This window comes from Yoonia tamlensis (assembly GCF_900115105.1).
Lineage (GTDB): Bacteria > Pseudomonadota > Alphaproteobacteria > Rhodobacterales > Rhodobacteraceae > Yoonia > Yoonia tamlensis.
Map to the genome: position 1 here is coordinate 515,941 of NZ_FOYP01000002.1, position 25,398 is coordinate 541,338.

The window sequence follows — 25,398 nt, forward strand, 5'->3', positions numbered from 1 at the left end:
GCAGAAAAATCAAGCCCTTTAGCGTAAATGTCCAATCGCGTAAGTGGCGCTGGTTTGCTGAGCATCCAGATAATCGCGCAATGCGTCCGGATCGGGCTGGGTCACTGTTCTTGTCTCGGCGGCGGCAAGCCCGCCAGAAATGAACAGCACGTCCAGATCTTCCTGAACCGCGCCCAGCACATCGGTGTGCGGGCCGTCGCCAATGGCAATAATGGACGCGTCCGAAGGCACCTTGTTGAGCGCAGCCAGACGACGGCGGGCAAGGTCATAGATCGGCGGATGGGGTTTGCCGAAATACAGGCTTTCGCCGCCCATATCGGTGTAAAGCTGGGCCAAAGCCCCCGCACACCATTCGCGCACCTCGCCGCGATCCACGACAATATCAGGGTTCGCGCAAAGCAGTTTCAGCCCCTTTTGTTTCGCAAAAAGAAAATCCGCGCGGTTAACGTCAAGGTCCGCCATCGGATCAAACGGGCCACAGCAAACGATGCCATCGGCCTGATCAAGCGGCACGCGCTGGATATTGACGGGGTTTTCAAGCACGGCCAGCGGTTTGAAAAAATCGTCGTCGCGCGGGCTTTCGCCCATGAAATAGACCTTTTCACCGACAATCCCGCGATACATTGCCGACCGCGCGCTATCGCCTGACGTGGCAATCGCATCCCACGCATCATCCGGAATGCCGAAATCAAGGATCTGATGCGCGACCGATTCCCAAGGGCGCGGCGAATTGGTGACAAGCACCACAACCCCGCCATTTGCGCGGTAGGTCTGCATCGCTGCAACGGCATCAGGCAGCGCCTTGATTCCGTCGTGCATGCAACCCCAAAGGTCAACAAAGGCCGCGTCATACTGGCCCGAGATGTCTGCGAAATTTTCGATAATCCGGGTCATGGCGCGGCCTTTATATAGGGTGATTTATGCTTTGAGGTTCGGAATGATCTGCTTTTTGCGGCTCATAATGCCGGGCAGAACAACGCTGTCACCGTCGACCTTGGCGTCGAAGGATTTTTCAGCGACCGTTTTGACCACATCGTTGGGGATAAACATCGTCGCTTCTTCGTTCAGGATATCGACCACGAACAAAAGAACCTCGTCAACGCCGTCTTCTTTGGCGACTTTTGGCATGGTTTCCATGATGGACGCCTTGCGGTCCAGAATGATTTTTGGTGCGGTGGTCTCAAGGACAGAGACGCGGAATTTCTTGCCGTCGACGCCGTATTCCTTGCTGTCCATGCGCAAAAGTTCCGCGTCTGAGAATGCGGAAACGTCTGATTTTGCCTCGAACATCTCGGATGCGTAGGCCTCGAGGTCGATTTTCAGGTCTTTGGCCAATGCTTCGGCCAGATCTTTATCCATCGACGTGGTTGTGGGCGACCGGAAGGCCAAAGTGTCGGACAGGATGCAAGACAGCATCAGGCCTTTGATGCCTTCGGGCATGTCGGCGGCTTTGTCGCCCATCATCTGGTGCATGATGGTCGCGGTGCAGGCCAGCGGGCGGATGGTGATATTGATCGGGTTTTTGGTTTCCAGACCGCCTGCCAGTTTATGGTGGTCGATGATCGCCAGAACATCGGCGTTATTGATGTTCGCGGGCAGTTCGGCAGGGTTGTTGGTGTCAACGATCACGCAAGACTGGTCGTTTTCCACGTCGCTGATGATTTCGGGTAGATCAAAGCCCCAACGTTTGGCGACAAACGCAGCTTCGGTGTTGGGTGTGCCAAGAAGTGCGGCTTTGGCGTCGATCCCTGTGTGGTTCAGGAACCATTCCCAGATCAGGGGCGAACCGGTGCTGTCGGTGTCGGGGGCTTTGTGGCCAAAAACAAGAGTTGTCATGTGCGATGCTTTCCAAGGGAGAATTTGACCGCCTTATAAAACCCCACCAAGCGACTGTCACCCCATCGTCTTACTGGTGTAGGGTGGATCAAGATCCACCCTACGCGAAAGAAGCAATTGCGCGAATCCGACCTATACCCCCCCATAAAGGCGCATCTGCAACGCCAAGGCTATGACGTCAAAGGCGAGGTCGGTGCCGCTGATGTGGTTGGCCGGCGCGGCGATGATCTGATCGTGGTCGAGCTCAAGCGCGGGTTTTCGCTTGCGCTGTTTCACCAGGGGATCGAACGGCTGGCGCTGACGGATGATGTCTATATCGCCGTCCCCGCCGGTGGACGCGCTAAGGCATTGAAAGCAAACGTAAACCTTGCGCGGCGTGCGGGGCTTGGTGTGATGACGGTGCGCGCCCGCGACGGGTTTGTCGAGGTGCTCGCGGATCCCGGCCCCTATGCCGCGCGCAAGTCCAAGAAAAAGAAAACGCGGCTTTTGCGGGCGTTTGACCGGTTACAGGGCGACCCGAATGCGGGCGGGGCCACGCGCCACGGAATTGTGACGGGCTACCGCCAGGACGCCGTCCGTTGTGCGCGGTTTCTGGCGATTCACGGGCCGTCCAAGGGCGCGAAGGTCAAAGACTGGGCCGAAGTGCCGCAGGCAACCAAAATCATGGCCGATGACCACTATGGCTGGTTTGAACGAGTCGCACGCGGTGTCTACGGGCTGACGGAGGCGGGCAGACAAGGGCTGGCCGACTACGGCGAGGATTAATCCGCGCGCGTTACCGTCCAGCCTTCGTTTTGAAGCAAATTCAGGATGCCGTTTTCACCAATCAGATGGGCCGCACCCGCAGCAACGATCACGTTGTCATGTGTTTCGCTTGCCTGTGTGATAACCGGAATCCAGTTGCGATTGCGTTCGTCTAGAATGGCTTCTTGGGTTTGCGCAAACAGTTCATTGGCAGTTTGCACGTCCATTCCGGGCAAATCATTGAGCGTCAACCGCGACATTTCCCACAGGCCGGCGATGTCTTTGGTGAAATACTGGTCCAGCATTGCCACAAATATCGGGCGCTGCATGTCGGCACTAAGTAGCCCCATGCGCAAATAAGCGATCTGATCTTCAAGCGTTTCGCTCTGAAAGGCGGCAAAAAGCGTGGTGAATGCCTCGAGCGATTGCATCGGCACGCCTGCCTCATCCGCGACATTCATGATCATGTGATCCAGCCCAAGCCTGCCCGCAACGACATCAGCCATCGCGCAAGGCGGCATGGACAGCATCAGGGACGCATACCATGGCTGCATTTTTGCCATCATGAACCCAGGAATGCTGCGATCGGCGGCGGCCTGTGCAAGCAGATCCCATGTTTCTTCGTCAAGCAGATCGGGCAGGCCCGGTCCGGAGGTCAAAAACAACTGGCTCGGGTCCGTGATCATCAATTGTTGCAGGGCCGTTTGATCGTCCGGTGTGGCTTCGACAAGCAGCAAATCGGCAGAGGCGATGCTGGAAGTAAGGGTAATCATCAGCGCGTTCAGCCGATCATCGTAGATGTGCATCGTGCCGATAATCAGCAGGCTTTGATTGCCTTTTTGCGCGTCCCAGACCAACCCCTGCCCAAAGGGTACAGCAGCGGTTGCGGTCGCCAGTTGCTGCTGTTCAGACGGAGTGAGCTGGTCAAGATAGCTTTCGCCGTCACAGGCCGCAGCGGCGGGCAAGCTGAGGGTCGCAAATAAAGCAGTGAGGGTGGCGCGCAAAAACATCGGCATTCCTTTGGGTTGGCTAAGCACCAAGGTAGGGCCGATTTTCGGCGGGTCAATTGCACCAGCGCATTAACTTATCAGGTGCCGACACAAAAACCAGCTTGCACCAATAAACCCAACAATGCCTTCAGGACCCAATAAACTAAATAACCGCACAGAATTCATTCCCCTTTTGTGTGCTTTCAAACCGCGCACGGGCAAGGGATATCGGGCCATGGTTAAAACAGCGTTAAGATAGATCTTCGGAAAGCGCGGCGGGATCCAGAAATTCGATGCGTTGGCGGGCGGATTTGATCACCCCGCGTTTGGCCAGCTTGCTGATCGACCGGCTGACCATTTCACGGTTCGCCCCGATAGTCCCCGCAATTTCCGCATGGGTGGGTGCGTTTTCAATGACTGCGCCTACGCATAGCTTACCGTGTTCGGCGGCCAGTCGCAGCAGATAGGTATTAACCCTTTGTTCGACCGATAGGGTCGTCATTTCCATATTGCGTTCGGTCAGGGTGCGGATGCGCGCAACCAGTTGCCGTGTGATCCTGTCGCGGATCGGCGGCACCTCGTTAAACAGCCGCAAGAAACAATCCCGTTTCAGGATCAGCACTTTGGTTTCGGTTTTCGCAACGGCGGCCAATGACCGCGGGGTACCGTCCAATGCAGCAAGTTCGCCAAAATGCGCCCCGATCGCAAAGCGTGAAAACACGATCTCGCGCCCTTCGCTTGTCCAGTAAACAGCCAGCAACGACCCGTAGAGCAAGAAATACAGGTCATGGGAATCGTCATCCTGGTCAAATATCGTTTGCCACGCGCTGAATGTTTTCTCGGATACCGCGAGCGGAATGCCAGCCAGATCATCGGCGGTTACCCCCGCAAACAACGGCAGATTGAAATCCAGTAATTCTTGCGGGGTCATTTGAAAACCCGCCTGCGCGCGATGCGTGTTTTTCCCAATTGTGGCATGTTTCTCCCTTCGTCCCCGCAGGCGACTATAGGGGCGCAAGCCGCGTCTCCTAGTCTGAAATTGACTTTACCTGCCGTTTTCGGTTGCGACCCAAGGGTCGCGGTCTAAAAAATGTGCAGATATGGCGCCATTATGTTGCGTTATCGGGTCATGGTGCCCGCAAAACCGGCTTGGGCTCTGTGGCCCTTACACAACAAGCGCGACAGGATGGTCGGCCCCGATCCAAGGTGCGGCAAGATCAAAAGACACGACCTTATTGTCCGGCCCGTTGCCAGTAACCCAGATATTCCCGACGACGGCTGTTTCTGGAAATTCAGTTAGCTGGTGGTCAACAAGGCAGGGGTGCCGGCGAAAAACGATTTGCTTAAAGCTGTTTACCTGTCTGGCAAGCCGTGACTGCCCTGACAATACCGTAGCGGGGTCAATGGCAAAGGCGCGGTTGTGCGGGGCACCCATTTCATTGCGTGTCGATACCGGTTGCGCGCCCCCCAAAACGGCGGGCAGCGGTGTCGTGCTGTCGGGTTTGCAATAATATGTGATGCGCCTGCCCCGCGTGTCATAGGCAAGCATATAGGCCCCCTGACATGCACCCGGATCAATCTGGGAAAGCAAGGCGGACAGGTCGTGCGCCTCTGCCGGAAGCTCTGCATAAAGCGTAAATTGCAGTTGCTTGCCATCGTGGCGCAGGCCCAAACACGCGCCCCATGTCAGGGCAGATGCCCCTTGCGCGGCGCTGATAACCTCGCGGAATGCCTGATCAGGGGCTATGCCCCCTAGCGCCGTAATGATGTTGCACGCTGTTGCTAGTTTCGTCGCGGGATCGTGCGCGGGGTTTGCGACCTCGGTGATGATCGACAAGGCGCGTTCGCAGGTGGCGAACCTGACCACAACAGGTGCGCCCGTGGCCGTTAAGCTGCTATGCTGCCATGTTGCCCAGCCGCTGTGATCCATCACGCCGATAGCATAAAGCGCGCGTTCGATTACGTCGCCTGACTTGCCAAATCCACGCAAGAACCAGCACCATTCGCGGTCGCTGCTGGTGGCAATTGGCGGGGCAAGACTGAACATGACAGGGCCTTTCTTGATGCGCATCGGAACACAAAGTGTTGCATTTGCGCTAAACTAACGTCCGGTCTTGAGGTTGAGTGTGCGTTTGGACACATAACGCGCGAAATCTACGGTGGTGCGTCATAAATCGAACCCGGGCATGCCAAACCGCCGCAAATTCCAACAAAATGGAAATCCGAATCGAAACTTGAAAATCATGCGTCGCACGTATAGGGTGATTATGTGTTTTCGATTGCCGTAAGGCGGGTAAGGCGCTGTTGTAAAACTATCGCATCATTGTGGCTGGCCGTGGAAAATGTGATTCACTAACGTACTGTATTTGTGATGAAATTCACGGGCTTCGGTGCAATCTTTAGCAAATCGCGTTCACCATAAGGCGCAGAATAATTTTCGGGGCAGATTGTTTCGCGGCTTAGGTTTGCGCAAACATTGCGGCATTACCAACGTGTAATACATGTGCGAAACCGCAAAGGGCTTTCGTTAGGGAGCAACCAAATGGCACAGGACAAAAAGCCGGATATGAATCCGGATTTTCCAGAAAACGGTATGGCCGGACTGCGATCGACCGGCGCGCATGGTTTCGCTTCAAACACCACCAGCGAAGATCGTTTTCCACAAGTCGATGACATTCTTGACCGGCTGACGACGAACACCCGAGCCGTCGAAAAGAAGTAGTACTCGCACCTTTGAAGCCCAACCGCTAAGTTGCCCGCAAATCCCGAGCCAGAGGCAGCATCATGCGGCGACTAACCTTTTTTGTCCTATTCCTTGCAGCGCTTTACAGCGGCTATTGGTTTGTTGGCGCGCGTGCTGTTGCCCATGGCGCGCAGGTGGCAATCGCGCAGGCCCGTGCAGAAGGTTGGGATCTGACCTATTCTGACATGAACACGCTGGGTTTTCCGTCAAGATTCGACACAACCTTGTCTGATATTTCCATTGCACCGCGCGGCGCGGATTGGCAGTGGGCAGCGCCGTTCTTGCAGGTGTTTGCGCTGAGCTATCAACCCAATCGCGTGATTGCGGCATTTGCCGACGACCAAACCCTGCGGATCGGCGGCCAGACCTTGCAGATAACTGCCGAAGGGCTGCGCGCAAGCGCGGGTGTCGCGGCAAATACCGCGCTTTCGTTTGATGATGCGGCGGTCGCGGTGGGTGGCGTAGCTGTTGCTTCTGATTTTGGCTGGCAGCTTGGCTTGGATCGCGCGCTTGTGGCGCTGCGTGCGGCGCCTGCGGCTGAGAACCGCTATGACGCCTATTTTGACGCGGACCGGATTACGCTGCCTATGCCGGTCGCGCAGCAAATTGACCCGACGGGCGTCTTGGGTGCTGTCTTGACCCGCGCTGTGTTTGATAGCGCGCTGACATTTGACCGGCCGCTTGACCGCCACGCGGTTGACGGGCGCGGCCCCGCCCCAAAAGCCACGCGGTTCACGCTGCGCAATCTGACATTGATCTGGGGGCCTGTTGAAATCCGCGCCCAAGGCGCGTTTGATATTGATCCTTTGGGCAATCCGGACGGGCGCATCACATTTCGGTCGGATCAATGGCGCGAAATTATTGATCTGATGGTTGCCGCAGGGGCGATCGACGCTGGGCTTGCGCCAACCTATGTGACCTTTGCGAACGCACTGGCTGTGGATGGCGGCGCGCCCGAATTTCCGCTGCAATTTCGTGACGGGCGTATGTCGCTTGGCCCTTTACCCATCGGGCCAGCGCCCCGTTTCTGGTAGATTATGTCTTGCCAAACAGTCCGGTCAGCGCGCGGCGTACCAAACCCGTGACCGACGGGCGTGCGCGGCTGTGAAACGGCAAGGGGCGGCAGACCTCGATTGCGGCGACACCGACCCGCGCGGTCAAGGCCCCGTTGATCACGCCCTCGCCAAAGCGGCGCGACACCTTGGACAAGACCCCGCCGCCCGCGATTGACCCGATCAGATCATCGCCAACCGCCACAGCACCCGTCGCAACCAGATGCGCCAGCACCGCGCGGGTTAACCGCCAGCTTCCCAAGGTGCCCGCGCGCCCGCCATAAATTTCGGCAATGCGCCGGATCATCCGCAGGTTCGCGGTCAGTGCCGTGAAAAGATCGGCAAGTGCCAGCGGCACAATCGCTGTGACGGTCGCGACCTGACGCGCGGCGGCTTCAACTTCGCGCTCGGCACTGGCATCAAGCGTGGCCAGCACCGTGTTTTCCGCAAGCCCAAGCAATCCGTCAGCGTCCAGCATATCCGCCCCGCGCGTTTGCAGCTCTGCGCGGCCCCATGCGGTGTCTTCCCTTGCGGCATAAAGCCGGTCAAGCGCGGCTGTCACCGCGCGCGCCGATTTCAGATCACCTGTGGCAAGCGCATCATTGGCTTGGCGTTGGACCCTGTCGATTTTCTTAAGCCGTCCGAACGCGGCAATTTCGCGCAGCGCCAGAACGCCAAGGACCAGCAGTAACCCCGCGATTAACGCGGTCGCGATACCACCCAGAACGGGGGACCGCGCCAGCAATCCGGTTACGTAATCCCAAGCGGCCAAGGATACGATGAACCCGATCAGTGAAACCGCCACGGACCAGAAAAGCCGCGCCAGTCGCGATGGTTTGCGCGCGGCGATTGCGGCGACCTTTTGCATGGCCGCACCTTGGGGCGGGTTCAAAAGGTCAGGCACAGGCGGCGCCGTGTCGGGCTGCGCCGACTGGTCGTCGTCAAGGTCGATCAGAACAGGGCCTTTTTTCATGCGTCTGCCCTCCACAAATACCGAATATCAGGCAGCTTTTCTTGATTGCTTGCGCCGTCGGTCATCCGCCCGGCGCTAAACCCCTGTCGTTCATAAAATCGCCGCGCGCCGGTGTTGGCCTGAAAGCACCACAGCTCTAGCCTATCACTGCGCGCTTTCATGGCCGCGAGCAAAGCACTGCCAATCCCGCGCCCACGCGCGCCTGCTGCGACATAAAGCTGTTCGATGTCTTCGCCATCGCGCGCGATAAACCCTTGCACGCCGTTGTGATCAGCGACCAGCACGTCTTGGGTTGCGACGACCTTGGTGATGAAATTGCGGTCTTGATCGCGGGTATGCAGCGCGGGGATATAGGGGGTATCAGCGCACCAATCACCCATGATCTGCGCGATTTTTGGAATGTCCGCCGCAGTGGCTGCCCGTAGTTTCATAACTTGTCTCCGATCAGGAATTGCAGCGCCTTATCCATGCGGATATGCGGCGGCCCGTCACCCGGGCGCAAGGTTAGCGGCGCAGGCGCAAACCGCATCACCGAATAATCGGCATCAAGCCATTTGTCGGCCCCCGCGCGGGCGGGCGATAGCAAATGCGCCGGATCATCAGGTAGATCGCCGGGATAAAATGCGGCCTGTTTGCCGGTCTCAAGCAGCCGCCCGCGCACCACATCAAGCGGCTTGCCTGCGTGATCGACGGTGTCTTCGACGGTGGTGCGCAGGGCGGCGATGGACATTGCGCCGGTTTTGGCACCTGCAAAACCGGCACGGTCGCTTGCCTGGCGCAGCATGGCTTGGGTGATGGCAGTCAGCTGTGGGTGCTGGCTGTGGTGCAGATGGTCCGCTTTGGTCGCAGCAAACAGGATTTTTTCTACCCGCCGCCCTTGGAAAATACGGGTCAGAAAGGCATTGCGGCCGGGGCGGAACGCGCCCAGAATTCCCGCCATTGTGCCACGCAGATCATCAAGCGCTGCAGGCCCCGCGTGGATCGCGCCCAAGACATCAACCAGCACAATCTGGCGGTCGATCTTGGCAAAATGATCGCGAAAGAACGGACGCACGATATTGCGTTTATAGCTTTCAAAGCGGCGTTCAAATTCGTGACCCAGCGAATTGCGGGCAAATTTTTCACCCTGCAGCGGCGCGAAGGTCAACACCGGCGATCCGGCCAGTTCGCCAGGCAGCATGAACCGCCCTGGCGTGCAGTCCGAAAACCCTGCCGCGCGGCTTGCGTTCAGATGCGCGGTAAACGCAGCGGCCAAGGATTGCGCTGTGCCTTCATCCAACGATGCGTTCGGGTCAGTGGCCTGTGCCTGCGTGATATAGGCGTCTCCGGCGGGGCGTCCTTTGGCGCGGGCTAGCGCGGCGGCAGACCATTGCGCAAATGTCTGATCCATCAGCGCAAGATCAAGCAGCCATTCGCCCGGATAGTCGACGATATCGATATGCACCGTGCGTGGGCCGGAAAGCCCTGCCAGCAATCCGGTGGGTTGAACCCGCAGCGACAGGCGTAACTGGCTGATCCGGTCGGTGCTTTCGGGCCATTGCGGCGCTGGCGCGGTCAGGCACCCGAGATGGGTTTCATAGGCAAAGCGCGGAACCGTATCATCGGGCTGTGGCTGCAGATATGCGGCGGTAATCGCGCCGCTGGCGGCGGCGGTCAGCTGTGGCATGCGCCCGCGGTCCATCAGGTTTGCGACCAAGGATGTGATAAACACCGTCTTGCCTGCGCGCGACAGACCGGTCACGCCCAACCGGATCACCGGTTCTGCAAAAGGGTGGGTCAATGTGTCGGCCATCTCGGCTGCGGCCCATGACACCTGATTTGTGATCGCTCTGAAAACCAATGCGGGGCCCTTTCGCTGCCTTGGTTCAAGATAGGGACGCGCGGCGCAGATGTGTAGGGATTGATTTTACTGCGCCACGCGCCTAATCGGGGGCATGCCCCGTTTTGCCCTTCTTATCGAATATCATGGCGCACCCTTTGCAGGGTGGCAGCGCCAGAACGACCAGCCATCCGTGCAGGGCGCAATCGAGGCCGCGCTTGCAAAAATCGAGCCGGGTGAACACACAATCGGGGCCGCAGGGCGCACGGATGCGGGGGTTCATGCGACGGGGCAGGTCGCGCATTGTGACCTGAGCCGTGACTGGGATCCGTTCCGGCTGTCCGAGGCGCTGAATTACCATCTTAAACCGAATCCTGTGGCGATCTTGAAATGCGCGCGCGTGGATGATGACTGGCACGCGCGTTTCGGCGCGCTTGAGAGGCGGTATTTGTTCCGGCTTCTTGCACGTCGTGCGCCTTTGACGTCAGAGGCGGGGCAAATGTGGCGGGTGAACCATCCGCTAGATGCCGCCGCGATGCAGGCGGGCGCGGACCGGCTGATTGGCCTGCATGATTTCACAACCTTCCGGTCATCGATCTGCCAATCAAAAAGCCCTGTCAAAACGCTCGATTCGTTGCAAGTCGTTGAAATTCCGCGCGATGTTGGCACCGAATATCAGTTCCATATCCGCGCGCGGTCGTTTTTGCATAACCAGGTGCGTAGCTTTGTCGGCACCTTGGAACGGGTCGGATCGGGGCGCTGGACGCCTGATGATGTGACGGCGGCGCTCAAGGCGCGCGATCGTGCGGCATGTGGGCCGGTTTGCCCGCCGCAGGGGCTTTATCTGGCGCATGTGACCTATCCAAAAGATCCTTTCGCCTAAGCGCTAAAGTGGCGTTTATGTGAATGGCCAAGCCCTGCGCGCTTGGTTACTATTGTTTCAAAATCGGAATAGGTGCGCGCGTGATCAGATCAAAATGGCTCATTATGGGTTTTATGTGCGCGACATCAGGCGCGACCGCCCAAGAGGTGCAGTTGAACAGCGACCACGCGCGCGGGGCTTTGCATGATGCGTCCTTGCTGCGTGCGCTTGATGATACAGCCGCCCCCCAAGATTATATCGCCGCCGCCCGCGCGGATTACCGCAGGCTTTTGACCGCGCTCTATGCCCAAGGCTATTACGGGGGGCAGATTTCAATCACGGTGGACGGGGTCGAGGCCGCAAATATCGCGCCGCTTGCAGCGCCCGCACAGATTTCGCAGGTCGTGATCAACGTTGTGCCTGGTCCAAGATTTACCTTTGGCGATGTGGCAATTGCGCCTTTGCCTGCGGGCGCGGAATTGCCGCAGGATTTGGGCCCGCGCCAACCTGCGCGTTCGGGTGAAATTGCGGCGGCCGTGGCCGGCGGGATCGACAGCTGGCGCGATCAGGGCCATGCGATGGCCGCCGTCACATCGCAGCGGATAACCGCGCGCCACGCCGACGAGAAACTCGATGTTGCAATCGCGCTGGATGCCGGGCCGCTGGTGCGCTTTGGCGATCTGGCGGTGACGGGCAACCAAGACGTGCGGCAGGCGCGTATCGTGCAAATTGCAGGGCTGCCAACGGGCGATACTTATGCGCCCGCCGAAATTGCAGCGGCTGAACGCAGGTTGCGCCGCACAGGCGCGTTCGACAGCGTTGCGATGACCCAAGCCGACGATCTGATTGCCGGAAACATCCTGCCGATGACGGTGCAGCTCGACGAATCCAAACCGCGCCGCTTCGGCTTCGGGCTCGAGGTATCTTCCATCGAAGGGCTGACGGTGTCGTCTTTCTGGCTGCACCGCAACCTGCTTGGCGGTGCCGAACGGCTGCGCGTCGACGGCGAAGTTGCTGGCATCAACGGCGAAACGGGGGGCACGGATTACAGTTTGCGCGCCAGTTTCAACAGACCTGCAAGTTATGGACCGGATACGGATTTCTTTATCACCTCGGAACTATCGCGCGAGGACGAGCCGGATTACCTGACCGATAAGTTTGCGATTGAAACCGGCTTTTCGCGGATGCTGAGCGACGATCTGACCGTACGTGCGGGGGTTGGCCTTTTGACCGCGCGCGAAGAGACGGAATTCGGCACGCGCGACTATACGCTTTTTACCCTGCCGCTTGATGCGACCTATGACAGGCGTGACAGCGACACGAACGCAAAATCCGGCTTTTATATTGATGTTTCTGCGACCCCGTTCATCAGCCTTGGCGATGATCTGAACGGCGCGCGCATTTATGGTGATGCGCGTGGATATCTTAGCTTTGGCGAGGATCAGGATCTGACGCTTGCCGCGCGGTTGCAGTTGGGCAGCGTTGCGGGAGCCGACGTAACCCAAGCCCCTGCCGACTATCTTTTCTATTCGGGCGGCGGTGGCACGGTACGCGGCCAGCCTTATAAATCACTGGGCATCGAGACATGGAATGGCAGTGAATTTGTGACGTCAGGGGGCACGTCATTTGCCGGCGCACAGCTTGAGGCGCGTTATAACATTCGCGAAAAAATCGCCTTGGTCGGGTTCTATGACATCGGTCAGGTCGGCGATACCGCGCTGCCGTTCGAAACAGGTGACTGGCATGCAGGTGCGGGCGTGGGCCTGCGCTATGACACGGGGATCGGGCCGATCCGGCTTGACATCGCGACACAGGCCAGCGGCGATGACGCAGGCCAGGATGTGCAGGTCTATATCGGGATTGGACAAGCGTTTTGAGACATATTTTTGCGCTTTTTTGCCTTTTTGCGCCGCTGTGTGCCTATGCGCAGACCCAAGCGGACGAGGACAAAGGTTACCTTACCAATCTGATCGAGGAAAATCTTTCAGGCGTCAGCCGTGATGTGAATATCATAGGGTTCGCAGGCGCGCTAAGTTCGAACGCGACAATTGATGTGCTGACGGTGGCCGATGCCCAAGGGGTTTGGCTGACGCTCGAAGATATCGTCCTGATCTGGAGCCGCAGTGCCCTGTTGCGCGGCGCGATCGAGGTGCAGGAATTAAGCGCGGCGCGCATTATCGTCGCGCGTCCGCCCCTGTCCGAAGATGCCGCCGGCCCCAGCGCCGAGGCAACCCCCTTTGCCCTGCCGGAACTGCCTGTTTCGATCACGCTTGGCCAGTTGGATATCGACGAAATCATCCTTGGCGATGCGTTTTTGGGCGAAGAAATCTCGGTCAGCCTCACGGGCGAGGCCGCATTGGGCGGCGGTGAAGGTACAGCCAAGATTGTCGCGACGCGGCTGGGCGCAAAATCCGGCGTGTTTGAAATCAACGGCGGTTATTCCAATGAAACGCAGGTGCTTGACCTGCTATTGAACCTAGAAGAGGGCGCCGACGGGATTGCCGCGCGCATGCTTGATCTGCCGGGCCGTCCGGCGATCAAACTGGGGGTCACAGGGACCGCCCCGATCGACGATTTCGCGGCCTCAATTGCGATTGCCACCGACGGTCAGGACAGGCTGAACGGCGGGTTCGCGCTGCGCAATGCGGCGGGCGAACGCCGGATTTCATTGGATGTGGGCGGGGATATTTCGCCGCTGTTCAACCCCGAATACCAAGGATTTTTTGGCACTGACGCGCAGCTTTCTGCGGCGGCAGTTCTGTCGGACACGGGCCGGATTGATATTCCGGCCATCACAATTGACGCAGGCCGCGTATCGCTGACCGGGGCGATGCAGATCGGTGCACAGGGCTGGCCGGAAATGATCGACCTGACAGGCGCGATAACCCCTGTCGGCGATGCGCCGGTACTGTTGCCGCTTACGGGGCCCAAGACCTTTGTGAATGGCGCGCAAATTGTGGTCAGCTATGATGCGCAGCTTGCCGATGACTGGCGGGCCGATATCACGACCACCGGATTTGACCGCCCCGGACTGCGGATCGAAACGCTGCACTTGCGTGGCGGCGGTATCCTCAAATCCGGCGAAGGCGATCAGATCGGGCAGTTCACTGCCAATCTTGCCTATGGCGCAACGGGGCTGTCGCTTGACGATGCGGGGGCAGCGCGCGCGCTTGGTGATAGTATTGCGGGCGTATTCACTGCAAACCGGACGGAAGAAGAACCGACCGAAATCACCCAGCTAACGCTGCACGGCGCGGGGATCGATATTGATGCAAATGCAATCATAGACGGGCCGCGCACAGGGTTTGAAACACAAGCGAACGCGCGGGTTGCGGTGACGGGTCTTGACCGGTTTTCGACCCTGACCGGTCAGGCGCTGGGCGGCGATACCGCGCTTGATTTGCAAGCCGCGATGACACCTTTGGACGGGCTGTTTGACATCACGCTTGCGGGGCAAACCAACGGGCTATCGATTGGTAATGCGCAGGCAGATGCCGTGCTGGCCGGTGTTGGCACAATAGCGGCCCGTGTTCTGCGCGACACGACAGGCACGCGGCTTGAAAATCTGCAAATCGAGACAAGCGCCGCAGCCGTAACGGCAAGTGCCGATTTGACCAACGCGGGGGCCAAGGCGCAGTTCACCGCGCTGTTGCCAGACGTCGCGGTGATCCTGCCCGATCTGACCGGACCTGTGTCCTTGCGCGGGGATATCGCCCGCACGCACAGCGGCACGACAGAAATATCGGTGAATGGCACTGGCCCTGCGGCAAGTTTTCAGGCCGATGCAACGCTGAACCCCGCATCCCAAGGTCAGACGATCAACGCCGCGATCACCGCGGTGGTGACCGATTTGTCGCGCTATGCGGATTTGGCCGGACAACCCGTTGCAGGGCGTGCCGAAGTCACGGCGCATGGTGTGTTGCTGGGCGACGGCAGCCGCTTTGACGTTGATATTGCGGCTGAGACGACCGACCTGCAAATCGGGAATGCGCGAATTGATCCGCTTTTGGCAGGGGCGGGACAGGTTGCGGTTTCTGTTGCGCGCCCTGCTGACGGACAGCTTTCGCTGTCGGATATCGCTGTCACAACGCCCGCGCTGGCACTGCGCGGTGCCGCGACAATCGACAATGGCGGCGCAACTCAGGCGGATATCGATCTGCGGGTCTTTGACGCGGGCCTGCTGGACCCGAGCCTGTCCGGCCCGATTGCGGCCAGTGTGACCGCGACTCCGGGTCCGGATGCGACAACGCAAACCCAGGTGCGGCTATCGGGGCCAGGCGCAACGCTTGGCCTTGATGCGGCGATTGGCACGGCTGCGCAGGGCTACCCGATTGCGGGCGAACTGACGGGCGAACTGACAGATATCGCCGCCTATGCCGGACTGGTGGGCCGGTCTGTTTCGGGGCAGGTCGCGTTTACCGCATCCGGTGACATCCTGCCGGATCTGAGCCGCTTTGACCTGCAAATCTCTGCGCGCAGTCAGGACCTGCAGCTTTCAAATCCGAGCCTTGATCCGTTGATTGCAGGCGTCGGCCGTGTGAATGCAACGATCGGCTTGGCGGATGGTATCTTGGGCGTGCGCACGTTGGAATTATCGACCCCGCAGTTGTCTATCGTTGGCGCGTTGAACGGCGCGGCGGGGCACGGGCAGGGGCGCTTTAACGCCAGTTTGCGTGATGTTGGCGTTTTGACCGACCAGATCAGCGGGCCAGTGCGCGCAACCGGATCGGCCTCGCTTGATGAGGCGGGCAACTGGGGCATTGATGCCACAGGCACAGGCCCAGGTGGATTGCAGGCAAACATCAGCGGAACGGTCAACCAGTCGTTGCAAATGGCCCTGCGTATCGACGGGGCCGCGCCGCTTGCGCTTGCCAATGCGGCGATCGAGCCACGGCGGCTTAGCGGCACTGCGAATTTTGATATCGACGTGAACGGACCGCCAGCGCTGACATCGGTCAGCGGCCGCGTGACCTTTGCCGACGGGCGGCTGACGGCACCGACATTCAAACAGGCGCTGTCGGATATTGGCGGGCAAATCAACCTGACAGGTACAGGCGCGCAAATCGACCTGCGCGCAGGCGTCGAAGGCGGCGGCAGTCTGGCGATCCGCGGACCGGTTGCCTTAACGGGTGCAAGGCAGGCCGATCTGACGCTTTTGTTCAATGACGTTGTGCAGCAAGACCCTGAATTGTATGCGACAATTGTGAACGGGCAAATCACGATGAACGGCCCGCTTGGCGGTGGCGCGCGGATTGACGGACGGCTGACGCTTGGGCAGACCGATATTCAGGTGCCGTCGTCCAGCATTTCGTCGCTCGGCGATCTGCCCGATGTGGTGCATCTGAATGCGGGCGCTGCGGTGCGCCAGACGATGCAGCGTGCGGGTGTCGGACAGGCCGATGAAACCAGTGGCGGCAGCGGGTCAAAACGCGCCTATCCGCTCAATATCGTGATTGATGCGCCTTCACGGATATTTATCCGCGGGCGCGGGCTTGATGCGGAACTGGGCGGGCAGCTGACGATTGGCGGCACCACCGCAAATGTCGTGCCAGTCGGGCGGTTTGAACTGGTGCGCGGGCGGATTGATATTTTGCAGCAGCGGTTTGATCTGACCGAAGGCAGCGCGACAATGCAGGGGGATTTTTCCCCGTTCCTGCGGCTGGTCGCAACCACGCAAACCGCCAGCGGCACCACAATCAACATCATCGTCGAAGGGCCCGCTGGTGCACCCGAGGTCACGTTTGAATCGATCCCCGAACTGCCCCAAGACGAGGTCCTGTCGCAGCTCATTTTCGGCCGCGATCTGCAAAGCATCAGCCCGTTGCAAGCCGTGCAGCTTGCGGCAGCGGTCAGCACGCTTGCGGGCAAGGGCGGTGGGGCCGTGGACCGGTTGCGGCAAAACATTGGGCTTGATGATTTTGATGTGACGACCGACGACGAAGGCAATGCCGCTGTGCGCGCGGGCAAATACCTGAGCGATAACGTCTATACAGATGTCACCATCACCAGCGACGGCAGCACGGAAATTAACCTGAACCTTGATATCACCAATGAAATAACGGCCAAAGGTAGCGTTGACCAAGACGGTGAAACCAGTGTGGGTGTGTTCTTTGAGCGGGATTATTAAGAGGCAAACATTGTCGGCCAGATATGTGATCGTGCCTCAGCATACGCGTAAAACTCTATCTTGTTTCCATGTATGCGGGCAGATTTTCTTTCGTGACGAACTGCTGATCATCAACAATGAACCCTTCAAGCGCAGGCATATTCAGTAAGGGCGATAGATCATCCGCCGGAGTGTCGTTTAGCCACAGAGCTTCTACGCTGGCCATTCCGGCAAGAGGGGTCAGGTCTGTTGCTGGAATACGGGATAAGGAAAGTCTCTCAACACTGGTAAGATTGTGCAAAGGTGACAAATCAAAGACTAGCGTATCGCTGAGGTCGAGTATTGTGAGGTTTGGAAATGCCCCAATCCCAAACGCCGACAGATCGGAAACCGGGTTCTTCCGAAGGTCCACTTGTTGGAGATGCGATTTCCCAGCGAGGGACATAACGTCGGTGATGTTCGCATTTTCAAATAGGGCGCGTTCGACATTCGTTGCGGTTTGCATTGCTGAAATGTCGCTCAGTTCACTTTCGGAACCGTCAATATGAACGAGGGATGGGCCAAGTGAAAGGCCGTCGAGCGAAGTGATGCCCGAGCCTTTGATGACAAGATGCGTGATTTCAGTACTGTTCCCGAGCGGAGATAGATCCTCGATTTTATCGCTCGCTAAGGTCACATGGGTTAGGTTTAGACCGCTAAGTGGCGCAAGATCAGAAACGGCCGTGTTTGTGATGGCCAACCTATTCAGGTTTTCAAGCCGCTCAATGCCCGCAATAGATGCTATTTCCGAGTTAATAATTGCAAGTCCGGTTAGGCTGTTCAGTCCATCCAATGGAAGGGATGCAAGCCTGTCCAGTGCGTTGTTGAGGTGCAGATTTTGCAAATTTTCGAGTGCGGCAACAAACACGTAGTCGTTGGGTTGGCTATTCGTCAGGTTCAGCGATGACAATGAGTTGCTTTGAATTGCCTGCGCGTCGATAGGCCCAAGTTCATCTAAACTCAAGCTTTCTAATTCGGGAAGGTGCGCAACAAAGCTGAGATCGATTTCGCCAGCATAATCTTCGTGCCCTGAAATGCTAACGACAGTAAGCCAAGGTGCATTTGCGATGTCGTTCAATGCCGCAAGATCCACCGCATTTCTGATGAATAGGCTTTGGCGTGAACGTTCTTGGCACTGAGAGCCAATTTGTACGCAGCTTTCGGTTTCGGCTGCAGCCTGCTGGGCGAGGCAAAAAGTTGCAAACAATATCGATTTCAAGTTGGTCAATTTTATACCCGTTGGTGTTGTTAGGGTGGCAGTTGCAGATCAAGTCGAAGTTTGAACCAGATGTCGAGGATAAACCTATCCTAGGTTGCAGAAAATGACGCTCCGAATGTTCAGACAGGCCAAATCCACAAATTGGTAATTCAACAACATATGGTCGGGTTGACCCGCATAGCGGGTCTTTGCATATGACGCGCGCTATTTTTGGCTAGGGGCTGTGTCGCATGGTTTGGCCATTTTATGAGCCCAGCACTACAGCCCCAGAACATCCATCATGTCATAGGCGCCCGCTGTCGCGCTCGTCGCCTAATTCCACGCCCTTTGACGGCGGCTGCGTCCAGCAAATTGGGGGGCAAGCAGGGTGGCCAGCGACCATTAAGCCAAAACGATCCGGTCTCTGACCTAGGCGATCAAAGACCGGATCGTTTTCAACGCCATTGATGACCTAGATCACGCGTCGCGACCCAAGAGTTTGTTGTATTTGGAAAGGAACAAATCCGTGCCTTTCAATTTCCGTGTTAGAAAATCGCCTGCGGTGAAGGCCCCAAGAAAGGAATTCCCGATTTTTGGTCCCAGTGGTACAAGGAACGGCGCCTTGGGGCCCCATGGGGTATAGGGTTTGAGGTCTTCGAGGTTTTTGCCCGCGATCACGGCCTTTAGTGTCTTTTTGAGCCAAGAAATCTGACGGCTCGCGCTGACGATTGTCATTGCATCGCCCGCCTCTGCCACGTCGCCTGCGGCAAAGACATTGCGCAGCTGTGAAGGGCGCATCCAAGCGTCTGTTTTGATCCGTTCGGCCTGGCCCAACTGCGCGCCTGGCAGCGATTGCAACAATGACGACGATGCTTTGCTGCCGATGACGGGAAAAACCAGATCGGACGCAATTTCGGTGCCATTGGAAAGCGACAAGGTCCCTGCAAAGGGTTCTGTCAGGCTTTGCAGGTTTTGCGCGCGCACGCCAAATGTCAGCGAAACGCCGGATGCCTGCAACTTTGCGGTCAATGCGCGCCCCAGCTTGGCCGGATGTTGTGGGAAAAGATCGGATTCGCTTGAAACCAGATGAACGGATTTTTCGGGGAAGGCATGGGCAATTTCACCTGCCAGCTCTGTGCCCACGGCGCCTGCGCCAACAATGGCCACGGTCTTTGCCGCAACAAGTTGGTCGTGAACCCGTGCATTTGCCGCCCGCAACCTTTCGATGTCCCCGCCATTGGATTTGAACGGCACCGCATTATGTGACCCCGTCGCGACAATAATATGGTCGGCAGCGATTTCTTCGCCGGATGCAAGCGTCACACCGGTTTCAGAGACGGATTGCGCAACCGCGCGCACGATACGGCCACGTTGCAACAGCGTGTCATAAGGGATGAGCGCGCGCGCAAGGATCGAGGGATCAACGACGGCGCGCACCATCGCGGGCGCATGCACAAAGTGGCTGTTTTGTTCGATCAATGTGACTTCGGCAATGTTTTCGAGTGACTTGGCAAGTTCGATGCCAACGTAGCCGCCCCCAATAATCGCAATTCTATGTGGCATGTGCTGTCCTGTCCGGTGTCTTTGGTTGCAATTCGATTCGGGATATTACATAAGTGAACTTGAAACAAAAAACAATAGACCACGGTCCACGGTTTTGGAGTGAGTGATGAAAATAGGAGAGCTTTCCGAAAAATCCGGCCTTAGCCGCGACACTATTCGGCTGTACGAGAAAAACGGGTTAATTACGTCAACGGCGAGTCAAAGCGAGACCAATAACTATCGCGAATATGGCGATGATGTTTTGTTGCAGTTGCAGTTTGTCACCGGCGCCAGATCGGCTGGCATTTCAATCGCCGACCTGCGCGAATTGATGAATGCGTTTTTTGACAGTTGCGATCCTTCGCAGGCTGAAAATGTTCTGGTTGCCAAAATTGACGAACTTAAAGAACGGACATTGCAGATCGAAAATGTGATTACGTTTCTTGATGCCGCACTCGAAAGGGTGCGTAAGGGGATGAATGAAACCTAAGACATATAAAATCAGTAGACGAACAGAAGAATAGTCCCGCGAGATTGCCAAATCGTTAAGCAATCGCATTGCACGCGCTAGACCAACGCCTGCGCTACAGCCCCAGAACATCCATCATGTCATAGGCGCCGGGTGTCTTGCCTTGCCCCCACAGCGCGGCCTTCAATGCGCCGCGTGCGAATATCGCACGGTCGGTTGCAATGTGGCGCAGCACGATCCGTTCGCCGGGGGCTGCGAACATCACATCATGTTCGCCCACAATATCGCCGCCACGGATGGCGCTGAACCCGATGTCGCCACGTTTGCGCGCCCCTGTGATCCCGTCGCGCCCGCTGTCGCGCACGTCATTGAGCACGACACCACGCCCTTCGGCGGCGGCTTCGCCCAGCATCAGCGCGGTGCCTGACGGGGCATCGACCTTGCGGTGGTGGTGGGCCTCGATAATCTCGATATCAAAATCTTCGTCGAGCGCTGCGGCAACTTTCTGGGTCAGTTTGACCAGCAGGTTCACGCCAAGCGACATATTGCCCGCCCGCACAACGACTGTATCGCGCGCGGCGGCGTTGATCGCGGTGATGTCTTCATCGGCCAGTCCGGTCGTGCCGACCACATGCACAATTCCGGCTTTGGCAGCGAGGGCGGCAAAGGCAACACTTGCCACAGGCGCCGAAAAATCGATCACGGCCTGCGCACCTGCAAACGCTTCCGCTGCGTTATCTGTCACAGTCACGCCAACCGCAGCACCACCCATTGCGGTGCCGATATCGCGCCCGATCCAGTCATGCCCCGCACGGTCAACAACCCCTGCCAGATGGCATTTGTCTGATTCCAATACGGTTTTGATCAACATCTGGCCCATTGCGCCTGATCCGCCTGTAATGACGATGCCGGGTGTCTGTGTCATGGTCTGTTCCTTCGCGATTACCCTCTCTTAGCGGGGGAATGCCGCCGGTGCAAAGCCTTGCTTGGCATTGGCGTCAAACGCGCCTAAATGTGGGGCATGGCTAAGAAATCAAATCGCGACGGCAAGGCACCCACACAACGTATGTTGCGCGTGGGCGAACAGTTTCGCCGAATCCTTTCCGAGGTCCTGCAGCGCGGCGACGTGCATGATCCTGAACTCAACCGCATGTCCATCACCGTGGGCGAAGTCCGGATGTCTCCGGACCTAAGCATTGCGACCGCGTTTATCCTGCCGTTGGGAGGCGACGGCAAGGAAGAGGCGCTCGCTGCGATGCGGCGCAACCGCTATGAAATCCGCCATTTGGTGGTCAAAGGCGGCACGATGAAATTCGCGCCCGAATTGCGGTTTGAAATCGACGGCACTTTTGACCAGATGGACGCGACCCGCGCGCTTTTGGCGGAAGATCATGTGCGTCAGGACATCGACGACTAATGCGCGCGCTTGCGGTTGCTATGCTATGCTATGCGGTGCCTGCGGGCGCGGTGACCTGCGCGGATGTCGAACATGCCGGAAACAGCTATACCACTTGCGAAGTCGACGTGACCGCCGAAGACCTGCGCTTGTTCTTGCGCGATGATAATGGCGCGATCTTGGGCAGCTTTGCCGCTGTCGACGATTTTGTTGCAGACAAGACCCTTGTCTTTGCGATGAACGCAGGCATGTATCATGATGATCGCGCACCTGTCGGACATTATGTCGAAAACGGTATCGCCGAAATGCGTGTGGTCCCGAATGCCGGTCCGGGTAATTTCGGGCTACTGCCCAATGGCGTGTTTTGCATCAATGACGGGTCTGCGCAGGTTTACGAGACGCTTCGCTTTCTTGAACTTTCCCCAAGCTGCCGCGACGCGACCCAATCCGGCCCGATGCTTGTGATTGCGGGGGCGTTACACCCCCGTTTCCTGATCGACAGCACATCGCGCTATATCCGCAACGGGGTCGGCACGAGCGCAGACGGCGCGCGGGCCATTTTTGCAATTTCGAATAATGCTGTGACGTTTCATGAATTCGGCAGCTTTTTCCGTGACGTGCTAAAAACCCCCAATGCGCTATATTTTGACGGTAAAATATCGCGGCTTTATGCGACAGACCTGCGCCGGTCCGATTTCGGGTTTCAGCTTGGCCCGATTGTCGGCGTTGTCGAATAGGCGGCCTGTGCCAGCGCGATCACGTCAGTAACATTTGCGCTGGTGTTCAGGGTCGCGATGTCTTGGATTGAAAACCAGCGCGCATCGCTGACATCGTCAGACGCGACCGGCGCGCCCGAAACATAGTGACAAAGCACCGCCGCCAATAAAAAATGGTGCGCGATTTCCCCGTCAACGTCACGCACAATGATATCGAGGTTTGTCAGATAGCGATCAGGCGTTGCGACCACCCCTGTTTCCTCAAGCAATTCGCGCGCGGCGGCTTCCATCGCCGTTTCACCCAAATTCACATGACCGCCCGCAAATCCCCACAGCCCTGCGTCGGGCGGGTTCTTGCGTTGTGCCAGCAGCACCTTGCCTTCGTGCAATACAACCGCAATCGCTGCCAAACGAGGGGTCATATCGCCGCCGCGACAGCGCGCCCAAGCGTGACATGCGCGTCAGGCTCAAAATGCACACCGTCTGTCTGGCTGGGGCTGATGTGCTGGCCAGCGTCCAGAAACTTTGCGCGCCAATGCCGTGCAAGCCCTGCATAGAGCGGGGCAAGCGCGGCTGATTTCGCAGCGGCTCCGTAATACACATCTGAAAGCGGCCCTTGCTCCAAGGCCAATGGCGGGCAAATCAACATGACCTCAAACCCGCCGTGCCGTGTCTGGTATTCGTCACAATGGGCAATGGCCAGCAATCCGGCCACCCCTGCGGTGATCCCTTCAGGGGTCAGTCCGAAATGCGCCTTAAGGTCATTGGTGCCCAGCATAATGGTCAGCAGATCAATCGGCCCGTGGCTTTGCAATGCGATGCGCAAGCCCAATTGCCCGTCCATATGTGGGCCCATCAGCGGGTCGGCATGGGCCGTTGTGCGGCCGGGCAGGCCTTCTTCGACCATGTCCCAGCCGGCCCCCAATGCCGCATAAGTCACGGTCGGCCAGCGAACGCCAACGCCATAACGCGCATAGGTCCCGCGTTTTTCGATTGGCGGGGTGCCGTGGGTGTTGCTATCGCCGAATGTCATCAATGTTTTTGTCATGCCGCCACGCTAGTTGGGCATTGCACTGCGGTAAAGTGTCATTGCCTCTTGGACTTGCGCGCCAGAACGCACATATATGCGGGGAATTTGAACAAGGAGACAGGCCATGCTGGAATTGAACGCTGCCCCGCAAGCCCCCGCTGATCTGATCAAGGACGCCACAGATGCGTCATTTGCCGCAGATGTGATCGAGGCATCACAAACCGTTCCCGTGATCGTGGATTTCTGGGCGCCATGGTGCGGCCCGTGCAAAACGCTTGGCCCCGCAATCGAGGCGGCCGTGACAAAGGCCGGCGGGCGGGTCAAACTGGTGAAAATCGACGTTGACGCCAATCAGGCCTATGCTGGTCAATTGCAGGTGCAGTCGATCCCGACCGTATATGCATTCTATCAGGGCCGCCCCGTTGACGGGTTCCAAGGCGCGCTGCCGCCGTCAGAGATCAACGCCTTTGTCGAAAAAATCGCAGCGCTCGCTGGCGACCCTGAGGCCGAAGGGCTATCGGCCGCAATTGAAGCCGCCGAGCAGATGCTGGCCGAAGGTGCGGTTGCGGATGCGGCTGAAACCTTTGCCGCCATTTTGCAAGAGGAACCCAACAGCGCGCCTGCCTATGCGGGGCTGACGCGGTCATATCTTGCGCTCGATGACATTGATCAAGCCGAAGCGATCCTGAACGGCGCGCCTGCCGAAATCTCGACCGATCCGCTGCTCGAAGCTGTGCACGCGCAGATCACCCTTGCCCGCGAGGCCGCAAATGCGGGGCCTGTGGCAGAACTGCAGGCGGTGGTTGAAGCAGACCCTGCAAACCATCAGGCACGGTTGGATCTGGCGATTGCGCTCCATGCCAATGGCGATGTTGAAGGCGCAGTTGATCAGCTGCTGGAATTGTTCCGCCGCGACCGCGAATGGAATGATGGGGCCGCCAAGGCGCAATTATTCAAGATTTTTGATGCCCGCGAGGCAAAAGATCCGATTGTCTTGAACGGACGGCGCAAATTGTCGTCATTGATATTTGCATAATCGCGGGTTCGGCCTAGGCTGGCGGGCATGAAAGTGATTGCTGATCTGCCCGCTGTTGTGCCGGTGTTCCCGCTGCCGGGTGCGCTGCTATTGCCGCGCGCACGGCTGCCGTTGCAAGTGTTTGAACCACGTTATTTGGCAATGCTCGAAGACGTGCTGAAAACACCGCACCGGTTGATCGGGATGGTGCAACCTTTTGCGCGCGCTGATGACAGCAGCCGCCTGCACGCGATTGGCTGCGCAGGAAGGGTCACGGCGTTTTCGGAAACGGATGACGGGCGCTATATGATCACGCTGACGGGCGTGTCGCGGTTCCGGATCACGCAAGAGGTCGAAGGCTTTACCCCTTACCGCCGCTGCGATGTGAACTGGGCGGGGTTTGACAGCGACTTTGGTGCGGCCGAAAAAGACCCCGCATTTGACCGCGCCCCGTTCCTGAAAATGCTGGGCCGGTTTCTGGACGACAAAGGCCTGTCTACCGATTGGGACAGTCTGGGCGAGGCCGAAGATGAGCTGCTGATCAATTCGCTTGCCATGCTTTGCCCGTTTGCCCCCGAAGACAAACAAGCCCTGCTCGAGGCGCCGTCACTACGCGCCCGCCGCGAGACACTAACAACCTTAATCCAATTCGCCCTAAGCGGCGGATCAGGCGATGAGATCTTACAATGAACGACACAGAATTTGACCCTAAAATGCTTGAAGCATTGGTCTGCCCTTTGACCCAAGCCACGCTCGAATACGATGCTGAGAAACAAGAGCTTGTTTCAAAAAACGCGCATCTTGCCTTTCCCATCCGCAACGGCATCCCGGTGATGCTGGTCGATGAGGCGCGCAAGCTGGATTAGGTG

Annotated in this window: 25 protein-coding genes; 12 read left to right on the forward strand and 13 right to left on the reverse strand. The window is 58.0% G+C overall.

What is annotated here, in order from left to right; translation table 11 throughout:
- Positions 1-18: 18 nt before the first annotated feature.
- Both BM320_RS14375 and BM320_RS14380 read right to left on the reverse strand, forming a co-directional pair.
- Entirely contained in the window at positions 19-894 is an 876-nt protein-coding gene (locus tag BM320_RS14375) for a TIGR01459 family HAD-type hydrolase (RefSeq protein ID WP_090201412.1), read from the reverse strand.
- Between the two features lie 24 nt (positions 895-918).
- Positions 919-1,836 carry a manganese-dependent inorganic pyrophosphatase gene (locus BM320_RS14380; protein ID WP_090201415.1) on the reverse strand — a complete coding sequence of 306 codons (918 nt, stop codon included), beginning with the start codon at positions 1,834-1,836 and terminating at the stop codon, positions 919-921.
- A 117-nt stretch (positions 1,837-1,953) separates the two neighbouring features.
- On the opposite strand from BM320_RS14380, the gene BM320_RS14385 reads away from it, so the two are divergent.
- On the forward strand, positions 1,954-2,601 hold the full coding sequence (locus BM320_RS14385) for a DUF2161 domain-containing phosphodiesterase (RefSeq protein WP_090201417.1): 648 nt from the start codon (positions 1,954-1,956) through the stop codon (positions 2,599-2,601).
- Here the strand turns inward: BM320_RS14385 and BM320_RS14390 are convergent.
- The 3 genes from BM320_RS14390 to BM320_RS14400 form a co-directional block, all read right to left on the reverse strand.
- Positions 2,598-3,590, reverse strand: a complete 993-nt coding sequence (locus BM320_RS14390; RefSeq protein ID WP_090201586.1) for a TraB/GumN family protein — start codon at positions 3,588-3,590, stop codon at positions 2,598-2,600. The two genes, BM320_RS14385 and BM320_RS14390, sit on opposite strands and share 4 nt — an antisense overlap.
- 229 nt (positions 3,591-3,819) lie before the next feature.
- Complete coding sequence (locus BM320_RS14395; protein WP_090201418.1) at positions 3,820-4,500, reverse strand: Crp/Fnr family transcriptional regulator; 681 nt, start codon at positions 4,498-4,500, stop codon at positions 3,820-3,822.
- Positions 4,501-4,734: 234 nt separating this feature from the next.
- Positions 4,735-5,616, reverse strand: coding sequence for a hypothetical protein (locus BM320_RS14400; RefSeq protein ID WP_131802429.1), 882 nt, complete (start codon positions 5,614-5,616; stop codon positions 4,735-4,737).
- 495 nt (positions 5,617-6,111) lie between these two features.
- Between BM320_RS14400 and BM320_RS14405 the strand changes: the two genes are divergently transcribed.
- Complete coding sequence (locus tag BM320_RS14405) at positions 6,112-6,291, forward strand: hypothetical protein (RefSeq protein WP_090201421.1); 180 nt, start codon at positions 6,112-6,114, stop codon at positions 6,289-6,291.
- A gap of 62 nt (positions 6,292-6,353) precedes the next feature.
- Complete coding sequence (locus BM320_RS14410; RefSeq protein ID WP_090201423.1) at positions 6,354-7,346, forward strand: DUF2125 domain-containing protein; 993 nt, start codon at positions 6,354-6,356, stop codon at positions 7,344-7,346.
- A 1-nt stretch (position 7,347) separates the two neighbouring features.
- Here BM320_RS14410 and BM320_RS14415 read toward each other — a convergent pair whose 3' ends face one another.
- The 3 genes from BM320_RS14415 to BM320_RS14425 are packed head-to-tail and all read right to left on the reverse strand — an operon-like array spanning position 7,348 to position 10,177.
- A complete protein-coding gene (locus BM320_RS14415) occupies positions 7,348-8,337 on the reverse strand; it encodes a YcjF family protein (protein ID WP_090201424.1) in 990 nt (329 codons plus the stop codon).
- Positions 8,334-8,768: a GNAT family N-acetyltransferase gene (locus BM320_RS14420; RefSeq protein ID WP_090201425.1), complete on the reverse strand. Its 435-nt coding sequence runs from the start codon at positions 8,766-8,768 to the stop codon at positions 8,334-8,336. The genes BM320_RS14415 and BM320_RS14420 overlap by 4 nt, the downstream gene beginning before the upstream one ends.
- Positions 8,765-10,177 (reverse strand): YcjX family GTP-binding protein, encoded by a 1,413-nt coding sequence (locus BM320_RS14425; protein ID WP_375342077.1) that lies wholly within the window; start codon positions 10,175-10,177, stop codon positions 8,765-8,767. Before BM320_RS14425 ends, BM320_RS14420 begins: the two co-directional genes overlap by 4 nt.
- Positions 10,178-10,271: 94 nt before the next feature.
- On the opposite strand from BM320_RS14425, the gene truA reads away from it, so the two are divergent.
- The 3 genes from truA to BM320_RS14440 all read left to right on the forward strand — a co-directional run bounded on the left by truA (position 10,272) and on the right by BM320_RS14440 (position 17,145).
- Complete coding sequence (gene truA, locus BM320_RS14430; RefSeq protein WP_090201428.1) at positions 10,272-11,039, forward strand: tRNA pseudouridine(38-40) synthase TruA; 768 nt, start codon at positions 10,272-10,274, stop codon at positions 11,037-11,039.
- An 80-nt stretch (positions 11,040-11,119) separates the two neighbouring features.
- Positions 11,120-12,895: an autotransporter assembly complex protein TamA gene (locus tag BM320_RS14435; RefSeq protein WP_242651066.1), complete on the forward strand. Its 1,776-nt coding sequence runs from the start codon at positions 11,120-11,122 to the stop codon at positions 12,893-12,895.
- A complete protein-coding gene (locus BM320_RS14440) occupies positions 12,892-17,145 on the forward strand; it encodes a translocation/assembly module TamB domain-containing protein (protein WP_242651067.1) in 4,254 nt (1,417 codons plus the stop codon). Before BM320_RS14435 ends, BM320_RS14440 begins: the two co-directional genes overlap by 4 nt.
- 55 nt (positions 17,146-17,200) lie before the next feature.
- On the opposite strand, the gene BM320_RS14445 is transcribed toward BM320_RS14440, so the two are convergent.
- Both BM320_RS14445 and BM320_RS14450 read right to left on the reverse strand, forming a co-directional pair.
- Positions 17,201-18,391, reverse strand: a complete 1,191-nt coding sequence (locus BM320_RS14445; protein ID WP_090201430.1) for a leucine-rich repeat domain-containing protein — start codon at positions 18,389-18,391, stop codon at positions 17,201-17,203.
- Positions 18,392-18,838: 447 nt separating this feature from the next.
- Positions 18,839-19,924, reverse strand: a complete 1,086-nt coding sequence (locus BM320_RS14450; RefSeq protein WP_090201432.1) for an NAD(P)/FAD-dependent oxidoreductase — start codon at positions 19,922-19,924, stop codon at positions 18,839-18,841.
- Between the two features lie 106 nt (positions 19,925-20,030).
- On the opposite strand from BM320_RS14450, the gene BM320_RS14455 reads away from it, so the two are divergent.
- A complete protein-coding gene (locus tag BM320_RS14455; RefSeq protein ID WP_090201434.1) occupies positions 20,031-20,393 on the forward strand; it encodes a MerR family transcriptional regulator in 363 nt (120 codons plus the stop codon).
- 94 nt (positions 20,394-20,487) lie between these two features.
- Here the strand turns inward: BM320_RS14455 and dapB are convergent, their stop codons facing one another.
- Positions 20,488-21,297: a 4-hydroxy-tetrahydrodipicolinate reductase gene (dapB, locus tag BM320_RS14460; protein WP_090201436.1), complete on the reverse strand. Its 810-nt coding sequence runs from the start codon at positions 21,295-21,297 to the stop codon at positions 20,488-20,490.
- 96 nt (positions 21,298-21,393) lie between these two features.
- Here dapB and rbfA point away from each other — a divergent pair, with 96 nt between their 5' ends.
- Positions 21,394-21,789 (forward strand): 30S ribosome-binding factor RbfA, encoded by a 396-nt coding sequence (gene rbfA, locus BM320_RS14465; RefSeq protein ID WP_090201590.1) that lies wholly within the window; start codon positions 21,394-21,396, stop codon positions 21,787-21,789.
- Positions 21,789-22,505: a phosphodiester glycosidase family protein gene (locus BM320_RS14470; RefSeq protein ID WP_090201438.1), complete on the forward strand. Its 717-nt coding sequence runs from the start codon at positions 21,789-21,791 to the stop codon at positions 22,503-22,505. The genes rbfA and BM320_RS14470 overlap by 1 nt, the downstream gene beginning before the upstream one ends.
- On the opposite strand, the gene BM320_RS14475 is transcribed toward BM320_RS14470, so the two are convergent.
- On the reverse strand, positions 22,472-22,906 hold the full coding sequence (locus BM320_RS14475) for an NUDIX hydrolase (RefSeq protein WP_090201440.1): 435 nt from the start codon (positions 22,904-22,906) through the stop codon (positions 22,472-22,474). The genes BM320_RS14470 and BM320_RS14475 overlap by 34 nt on opposite strands.
- Entirely contained in the window at positions 22,903-23,532 is a 630-nt protein-coding gene (locus BM320_RS14480; RefSeq protein ID WP_090201441.1) for a GDSL-type esterase/lipase family protein, read from the reverse strand. The genes BM320_RS14475 and BM320_RS14480 overlap by 4 nt, the downstream gene beginning before the upstream one ends.
- Positions 23,533-23,638: 106 nt before the next feature.
- Here BM320_RS14480 and BM320_RS14485 point away from each other — a divergent pair, with 106 nt between their 5' ends.
- The 3 genes from BM320_RS14485 to BM320_RS14495 are packed head-to-tail and all read left to right on the forward strand — an operon-like array spanning position 23,639 to position 25,395.
- Positions 23,639-24,550 carry a thioredoxin family protein gene (locus tag BM320_RS14485; RefSeq protein WP_090201443.1) on the forward strand — a complete coding sequence of 304 codons (912 nt, stop codon included), beginning with the start codon at positions 23,639-23,641 and terminating at the stop codon, positions 24,548-24,550.
- A gap of 27 nt (positions 24,551-24,577) precedes the next feature.
- A complete protein-coding gene (locus BM320_RS14490) occupies positions 24,578-25,219 on the forward strand; it encodes an LON peptidase substrate-binding domain-containing protein (protein ID WP_090201444.1) in 642 nt (213 codons plus the stop codon).
- The gene (locus tag BM320_RS14495; RefSeq protein ID WP_090201446.1) at positions 25,216-25,395 is read left to right on the forward strand and encodes a Trm112 family protein; all 180 of its coding nucleotides are present in this window, start codon (positions 25,216-25,218) and stop codon (positions 25,393-25,395) included. The genes BM320_RS14490 and BM320_RS14495 overlap by 4 nt, the downstream gene beginning before the upstream one ends.
- Positions 25,396-25,398: the final 3 nt, after the last annotated feature.

Bases quoted from the DNA above. Each gene is read 5' to 3' on its own strand.
- BM320_RS14375 (WP_090201412.1), bottom strand. From the start codon at position 894: ATGACCCGGATTATCGAAAATTTCGCAGACATCTCGGGCCAGTATGAC.
- BM320_RS14380 (WP_090201415.1), bottom strand. From the start codon at position 1,836: ATGACAACTCTTGTTTTTGGCCACAAAGCCCCCGACACCGACAGCACC.
- BM320_RS14390 (WP_090201586.1), bottom strand. From the start codon at position 3,590: ATGTTTTTGCGCGCCACCCTCACTGCTTTATTTGCGACCCTCAGCTTG.
- BM320_RS14395 (WP_090201418.1), bottom strand. From the start codon at position 4,500: ATGACCCCGCAAGAATTACTGGATTTCAATCTGCCGTTGTTTGCGGGG.
- BM320_RS14400 (WP_131802429.1), bottom strand. From the start codon at position 5,616: ATGTTCAGTCTTGCCCCGCCAATTGCCACCAGCAGCGACCGCGAATGG.
- BM320_RS14405 (WP_090201421.1), top strand. From the start codon at position 6,112: ATGGCACAGGACAAAAAGCCGGATATGAATCCGGATTTTCCAGAAAAC.
- BM320_RS14410 (WP_090201423.1), top strand. From the start codon at position 6,354: ATGCGGCGACTAACCTTTTTTGTCCTATTCCTTGCAGCGCTTTACAGC.
- BM320_RS14415 (WP_090201424.1), bottom strand. From the start codon at position 8,337: ATGAAAAAAGGCCCTGTTCTGATCGACCTTGACGACGACCAGTCGGCG.
- BM320_RS14420 (WP_090201425.1), bottom strand. From the start codon at position 8,768: ATGAAACTACGGGCAGCCACTGCGGCGGACATTCCAAAAATCGCGCAG.
- truA (WP_090201428.1), top strand. From the start codon at position 10,272: ATGCCCCGTTTTGCCCTTCTTATCGAATATCATGGCGCACCCTTTGCA.
- BM320_RS14450 (WP_090201432.1), bottom strand. From the start codon at position 19,924: ATGCCACATAGAATTGCGATTATTGGGGGCGGCTACGTTGGCATCGAA.
- BM320_RS14455 (WP_090201434.1), top strand. From the start codon at position 20,031: ATGAAAATAGGAGAGCTTTCCGAAAAATCCGGCCTTAGCCGCGACACT.
- dapB (WP_090201436.1), bottom strand. From the start codon at position 21,297: ATGACACAGACACCCGGCATCGTCATTACAGGCGGATCAGGCGCAATG.
- rbfA (WP_090201590.1), top strand. From the start codon at position 21,394: ATGGCTAAGAAATCAAATCGCGACGGCAAGGCACCCACACAACGTATG.
- BM320_RS14470 (WP_090201438.1), top strand. From the start codon at position 21,789: ATGCGCGCGCTTGCGGTTGCTATGCTATGCTATGCGGTGCCTGCGGGC.
- BM320_RS14475 (WP_090201440.1), bottom strand. From the start codon at position 22,906: ATGACCCCTCGTTTGGCAGCGATTGCGGTTGTATTGCACGAAGGCAAG.
- BM320_RS14480 (WP_090201441.1), bottom strand. From the start codon at position 23,532: ATGACAAAAACATTGATGACATTCGGCGATAGCAACACCCACGGCACC.
- BM320_RS14485 (WP_090201443.1), top strand. From the start codon at position 23,639: ATGCTGGAATTGAACGCTGCCCCGCAAGCCCCCGCTGATCTGATCAAG.
- BM320_RS14490 (WP_090201444.1), top strand. From the start codon at position 24,578: ATGAAAGTGATTGCTGATCTGCCCGCTGTTGTGCCGGTGTTCCCGCTG.
- BM320_RS14495 (WP_090201446.1), top strand. From the start codon at position 25,216: ATGAACGACACAGAATTTGACCCTAAAATGCTTGAAGCATTGGTCTGC.